This is a genomic window from Marinobacter sp. UBA5687 (assembly GCF_002420325.1).
Classification (GTDB): Bacteria; Pseudomonadota; Gammaproteobacteria; order Pseudomonadales; family Oleiphilaceae; genus Marinobacter; species Marinobacter nauticus.
The window spans coordinates 54203-60077 of sequence record NZ_DIHV01000121.1 but is presented as its reverse complement, the minus strand read 5'-3'; the positions used below and the strand labels follow the sequence as shown (position 1 = coordinate 60077).

Genomic DNA, 5875 nt, shown 5'->3' with positions numbered 1-5875 from the left:
GGACGTCCTGGAATGAACGCTTACTAGTTGGCGACAATTTTCACGGGCGACCATAACTCGTACACGTCTTCGAAATAGCGTTCGCCATCTCGCTTTCGGTCTTTCGACACCAATCGATAGATACAGTTTGGATCGTTTCGGTCAATTAACTGAGGATCCACCTCGAACCAGCTGTCTTCTAGGAAAGAATGCAAATGATAGAGTTCTCGAAACGATTTAGCCTCGGGCGGAATCAGATGCTGCTTGGATCGCATAATGGCATCCATGGGCAGTGGAGGTTTATTCGACTCACTGCGCCTCCAACTAGGTAGCTGGTCCAGCAAGCCCTTGAGAACAGTGCGTAGAGGATTGCGGTAGCCAGGCAGGACTAGCAGTTCACCCTCATCGTCCTCGTCCGAACAATAAATTTCCAAAACCCAATCAAAAAACTTGGAGCAGATGTTATGTCGCGATTTTTTCTGGGTATCACCAGTTGCATGAACAAAGGCCTCGTAGACTCGCTCATTGAACGGAATGTCTCTCGCCAGAATGGCTCCAGGGTCGTCGACCAAACCTAGCTCGGACACGTAGTCCTTGAGGAAAGCTTTCAAGTGCGAATATTTATTCGCCTGGTTTGTGCCGGCCTCCACATATGACTGAATGGATTCTAAAAACTTGGGATATTCGATCAGCAACTCCCCAGCAGAAGCGCTTTCATCCCCCAGGAAGCGAGGCCAACTTACCCAATCCTCGGCGTAGACCGAATATGGACTCGCCGGCAGGTTCGGGTCTTGGTCGTATCCCTTCCCATATTCTTTATTTGTTTTAAACCCCAAGCGCTGAGCGGCTTCGGACGCCTCGGCGTAAGTAGCGTATTTCGCGACTGGGCGCTCCCTACCGAGAAAGTAGAACCAATCGATCCAATCGGGGTAAACCTGAGATGGACTCGCCGGCAGCTTCGGATCCTGACCGTAGCCCTCGTTGTAATCTATTGATGATTTGAGTCCCAAGCGCTGAGCGGCTTCGGACGCTTCAGCGTGGCTGGCGTACTTCTCACCGGGGCCCAAGAAACCAAGGAAAGCGTGCCAATCGGTCCATTCCTCGGCGTAGACCTGATAGGGTTTCGCTGGCAGCTTAGGGTCTTGCTTGTAGCCTTGGTTGTATTCCGCCAATCCTTTGAATCCCAAACGCTGGGCGGATTGGGACGCCTCGGAGTAGGTAGCGTACTTCTCGATAGGGCGCTCCGTGCCGAGAAAATCGAACCAATCCGTCCAATCTCCGCTGTAAGCGTTTTTTGGGTGTGCCGGTAGCTTCGGGTCCTGGTGGTAGCTCTTGTTATATTGTGTCGATGATTTTAATCCCAAACGCTGAGCGGCTTTGGACGCCTCGGCGCAAGTGGCGTACTTCTCACCGGGGCCCACGACGCCAAGGAAGCCGTACCAATCGGCCCATTCCTCGGCGTAAACCCGGTGGGGCTTCGACGGCAGTTTAGGGTCTCGCTTGTAGCCTTGGTTGTATTCAGTCGATAATTTAAATCCCAAGCGCTGGGCGGCTGCGGATGCTTCGGCATAGGTGGCGTACTTCTCAGCTGGACGTTCTGTGCCAAAGAAGTGGTACCAATCTTCCCAGTCTTCGGCATAACTCCGCCAGGGATCGATCGGCAGCTTCGGATCTTGATCGTAGCCCTCTCTATATTCTTTAATTGTTCTTAACCCTAAGCACTGAGCGGCTTCGGACGCTTCAGCGTAGGTGGCGTAAACCTCAGCAGGGCGTTCGGTGCCAAGGAAATCATACCAATCGGTCCAATCCTCGGCGTATTGCAGCTGGGGATGCGCTGGCAGCTTAGGGTCTTGGCCGTAGCCCTTTCTGTATTCACTCGACAATTTGAACCCCAAGTGCTGAACGGCTTTGGACGCCTCGTCGTAAGTGGCATACATCTCACCAGGACGCTTGGTGCCGAAGAAATCGTACCAATCGATCCAATCCTCGGCGTAAACCTGTTGGGGGGCCGCCGGTAGCTTCGGGTCTTGCTTGTAACCCTTTCCATAATCCTTGTTTGTTTTCAATCCCAAGCGCTGGGCGGCTTTGGACGCCTCGGCGTAGGTGGCGTACATCTCACCGGGGCGCTCGGTGCCGAAGAAATCGTACCAATCGGCCCAATCCTCGGCATAGACCTGATAGGGGTTCGATGGCAGCTTAGGGTCTCGCTTGTAGCTTTGGTTGTATTCAGTCGATCTTTTGAATCCCAGGCGCTGAGCGGCTTCGGAGGCCTCGGCGTAGGTGGCGTAAATCTCACCAGGACGCTCGGCTCCGAAGAAATCGTACCAGTCGGTCCAATCCTCAGCGTAAAACTGTTGGGGGGCCGCCGGTAGCTTCGGGTCTTGCTTGTAACCCTTTCTATAATCCTTGTTTGTTTTCAATCCCAAGCGCTGAGCGGCTTCAGAGGCCTCGGCGTAAGTGACATACTTAGTCTTCATGAGCGAGTCCTTTCTTCAATGGAGAAATTGAGTCGTCTTCAGGCGAAAAGCTGTTCAGGTGCGCTCGCATCTGCTTGTCAGTAAGTTCGGTGTAGACCTGCTGACTTTCTATAGATTTATGATGCAAGGCATTTTTGATGATCAAAGATTCAGCCTTTGCGTTTGCCAGCGCTTGTCCATAAGAGTGTCTGTGCCCGTGTGCAGTAGTGCCTGCTTCTTTCGAAAACGGTAAACCGATTCTCTCAACGGCCCTTTTGAGCGATTGATTATAGCCTTTGATCGAGTGAGGAGCGCCGGATTGGGTTGTAAAAGCAAACGGATGTTTCCCTCCATCTGAGTGCCGCTGGAACGTCAGGTAAAGTCGCCACAAGTCGTTGAAGGTTTCGCCTGCACTCTGGGGAAACCACCAAACTAGCAGAAAATGGAGATTTTCGTTGTCCTCTTTGGGCGCTTTCCAGCCTGCGTGCAGCGTATGGGATTTCGAGTACTCGAATCGTGGCAGCATCCCATATTTCTGGCGCAGCTCTTCACGCCTGGTGGAGCCGTTTGGACGCGTTCGACCGATATCCGGATGAAAAACTTTAACCAGTGCGGTTCCACTCTCCCATGGCGTGACATCTTCTAGCCAAATGTGAAAACACTCGCTGAGTCTAAGTCCACCGTAGTGCATCAGCATGGTGATGAGCACATTTTTTAGGTCGAGACGCTCATGAACGTTGACGCTGGTTTCAAAGCCGTATCGGGTAAAGCCATTCCATAAGAGGTCATCAATGCGCCCTTGAGGAAAGCTTTTCTTTCCACCGTTTCCGCCAGAACGTGAAACTTTTCGAGGCATAACTTTCCGAAAATAAGTGGGAGCTGGTTTGTTCTCCCATAGATGGGACAGAAAAGATCGCCGTTTCTTCTGGTAAAAAGCCGCTAAGCCCATCCATTCTTCGTAACGACTGGGGTTGATCTTGGGATTTATTTGAAGTGTTTTCTCTTCATACTGTTCGGAGAGCCAGTCTGTATATTGGGTGATGAGGCTGATCAGAAAAGAAGCGTCCCTATCGTCCCTAGGCTTCCAACGCAACCAACTAGGGTCACTGCCGTCCTCACCAATAGTTCCCGTATAAAGGCTGTTTGAGAACTCTCGAAATAATTGGTGAGGATTTTCAAAGCAGTCTTTATTCTGGCTTGTGTAATCAATGAGAAGTCGAACAGCAAAAGCGCTTCTATCTTTCCAGCTCCGCGATTTGTACCGATGGGTAATCAGATAGTCCAGATAGCTCTTCAGCAAACCATCCTGAGTGACGATTACCGGGAGACGTACCTTAGTCCCCGTGTTGTCTAATTTGACGCTCGCCTCTATACAGACGCTGTTTAGCATGTAATTTTCAACTAGTAGCAATAGTACGTTTTTATTTACACTATATGCTTATTCAGATTCAATAAAAACCAGAATCTGCATTCTTAGTCCACTTTTCGTCATATTTTAGGATGGTTTTTCTATACCACTAATCGCAGAAGGTGCACTGGTTCCAGGAACAGCCATTAGTCACCGGCAGAATCAGTGATTTCGCCTCGCTGGGCGGCCGGAAGACTGGCTCAATGTAATCAATGGGAAAACTGTACATAGGTTCGTTCAGTATCAGAAATGAGTGATGTACTGATTAGATCAGGGCAGAAACTGGGCTTTCAAGTCGGCGCAGCCTGGCCCCACTACAGGCATATCCAGCAGTACAGCCTGAGACGTCATAAAGGGAATGCCCTGCCGATGGCCATCAACCAACAGAGTGGAGAAGCTACCCACGAATGGCATGTGGGAAACCAGCATCAATGGTGAAACCTGGTTGTCCAGAAGCTCATCCAGACAACGGCCAGGGTCATCATCGGGTGTGATAAAGGCTTTTTCCTGGACCGGGCAATTCAGCACTTCCGCCACAATCGCGGCGGTTTGCCGGGCCCGAACATAGGGACTGGACCAGATCTGGGCGGGACGCCACGGGGAAGAGGCAATTTGCGCCGCCACGGCTGCCACGCCGCGGCGACCCGCCTCGGTCAGCTCACGCTCCTGATCCAGCGAATGCCAGCCGGCCTCACCATGGCGCATAACAATCAGATGCACGTGCCTCTCCTTCCGGATGACAATCCCGGGTCACTGGGTAATGGTGCGCGGCAGAATGAACTCCACATCAGAATTCTGCACGGCCATCATCAGGCTGTTGATCACCGCATTGATGGAAGCGCTTTCATAGAGAATCTCGTAAAGCCCCCGTACCAGAGGCATGTAGATGCCAATAGCCTCAGATTTTTCGCGTACCAGTTTCAGGGTATAGATACCTTCGGCCACCTGCCCCAACTCCTGCACGGCTTCTTCCAGCTTCTGGCCCTTGCCAATGGCATAACCAACCCGGAAATTCCTGCTTTTACTGGAGGTACAGGTGGCAATCAGGTCGCCAACACCTGCAAGGCCCATAAAGGTCATCGGGTTGGCGCCAAGGCTAACCGCGAAACGGCTCATTTCGGCCAGGCCACGGGTAATCAGCATGGCTTTCGCGTTCTCGCCCATGTTCAGGGCCGATGCCAGGCCGGCAACAATGGCGTAGATATTCTTGAGTGCGCCGGCCAGTTCCACACCGTAGACATCAACATTGGCGTAAACCCGAAAGTATTCGCAGCCCAGCAGTTCCTGCACTGTGCGGCGCACATCCGGGTCTTTTGCTGCGATCACGGTGGCGGTCAGTTCCCGGTTGACGATCTCGCCAGCCAGGTTCGGCCCGCTCAGAACACCGGAGCGACACCTGGGAAGCTCCTCCAGCAGGATTTCGCTCATCAATTTAAAACCGTGCTCTTCGATGCCTTTGGTCAGGCTGACGACGATCTGGCCATCGCGGAATTCGCTGCTGTGTTCGCGAATGACCGACCGAAACGCTTTCGATGGGATCGCAACCAGCACAATCTCCGCCTTGCGCACCGCCTCGGCCAGGTCGGTTGTTGGCTGAATGTCACCCTGAAGGGTAACGGCGGGCATATACCGGCGATTAATGCGGGTGCTGCGTATTTCCTCTGCCTGTGCTTCATCGCGCATCCAGAAATGCACAACGTGGCCGTTCTCGCTCAGTACTTTTGCCATGGCAGTACCGAAACTGCCGCCACCAAGTACTGCCACATCGTAGGAATTCGCCCCGTGATTACCGGGCGTCGGGTTATCAGGCATAAACGTTCCGTTCTGTTTCTGTCAGGGCCGGGCCCGGTGCAGGACTGGCGTTTCAGCCAGTTTCCTCGCATTCCAGGGCCCGTACCAGATTCTTGAATTCTTCCCTGTTCCGGCTATTCATGCCCATCAGTACTTTATGGGCATCAAGAACTTTATCGCGAACCTGCTGTTCGCTCGCCTTGAGCACGGGGATTTCTTCGAGTTCTTCAATTCGGGAAGC

At 52.5% G+C, this 5875-nt stretch carries 4 protein-coding genes and 1 pseudogene; all 5 read right to left on the bottom strand.

Going from position 1 to position 5875, the window contains the following annotated elements:
• Nucleotides 1-23 precede the first annotated feature (23 nt).
• The 5 genes and pseudogenes from B3Y70_RS12575 to B3Y70_RS12555 all read right to left on the bottom strand — a co-directional run bounded on the left by B3Y70_RS12575 (nucleotide 24) and on the right by B3Y70_RS12555 (nucleotide 5655).
• The gene (locus B3Y70_RS12575; protein ID WP_273030050.1) at nucleotides 24-2456 is read right to left on the bottom strand and encodes a VPA1269 family protein; all 2433 of its coding nucleotides are present in this window, start codon (nucleotides 2454-2456) and stop codon (nucleotides 24-26) included.
• Complete coding sequence (gene gmtY, locus B3Y70_RS12570) at nucleotides 2446-3825, bottom strand: gamma-mobile-trio recombinase GmtY (protein ID WP_273030049.1); 1380 nt, start codon at nucleotides 3823-3825, stop codon at nucleotides 2446-2448. The genes B3Y70_RS12575 and gmtY overlap by 11 nt, the downstream gene beginning before the upstream one ends.
• A 130-nt stretch (nucleotides 3826-3955) precedes the next feature.
• A pseudogene (locus B3Y70_RS12565) lies at nucleotides 3956-4072 on the bottom strand (radical SAM protein); the annotation flags it as partial.
• Nucleotides 4073-4113: 41 nt separating this feature from the next.
• Nucleotides 4114-4563, bottom strand: a complete 450-nt coding sequence (locus tag B3Y70_RS12560; RefSeq protein WP_022991229.1) for a SixA phosphatase family protein — start codon at nucleotides 4561-4563, stop codon at nucleotides 4114-4116.
• A gap of 30 nt (nucleotides 4564-4593) precedes the next feature.
• Nucleotides 4594-5655, bottom strand: a complete 1062-nt coding sequence (locus B3Y70_RS12555) for an NAD(P)H-dependent glycerol-3-phosphate dehydrogenase (protein WP_288589912.1) — start codon at nucleotides 5653-5655, stop codon at nucleotides 4594-4596.
• Nucleotides 5656-5875: the final 220 nt, after the last annotated feature.

What these genes read in the sequence shown, in the direction of transcription:
- B3Y70_RS12575 (WP_273030050.1), bottom strand. Translation starts at nt 2,456, where the DNA reads ATGAAGACTAAGTATGTCACTTACGCCGAGGCCTCTGAAGCCGCTCAG.
- B3Y70_RS12555 (WP_288589912.1), bottom strand. Translation starts at nt 5,655, where the DNA reads ATGCCTGATAACCCGACGCCCGGTAATCACGGGGCGAATTCCTACGAT.
- gmtY (WP_273030049.1), bottom strand. Translation starts at nt 3,825, where the DNA reads ATGCTAAACAGCGTCTGTATAGAGGCGAGCGTCAAATTAGACAACACG.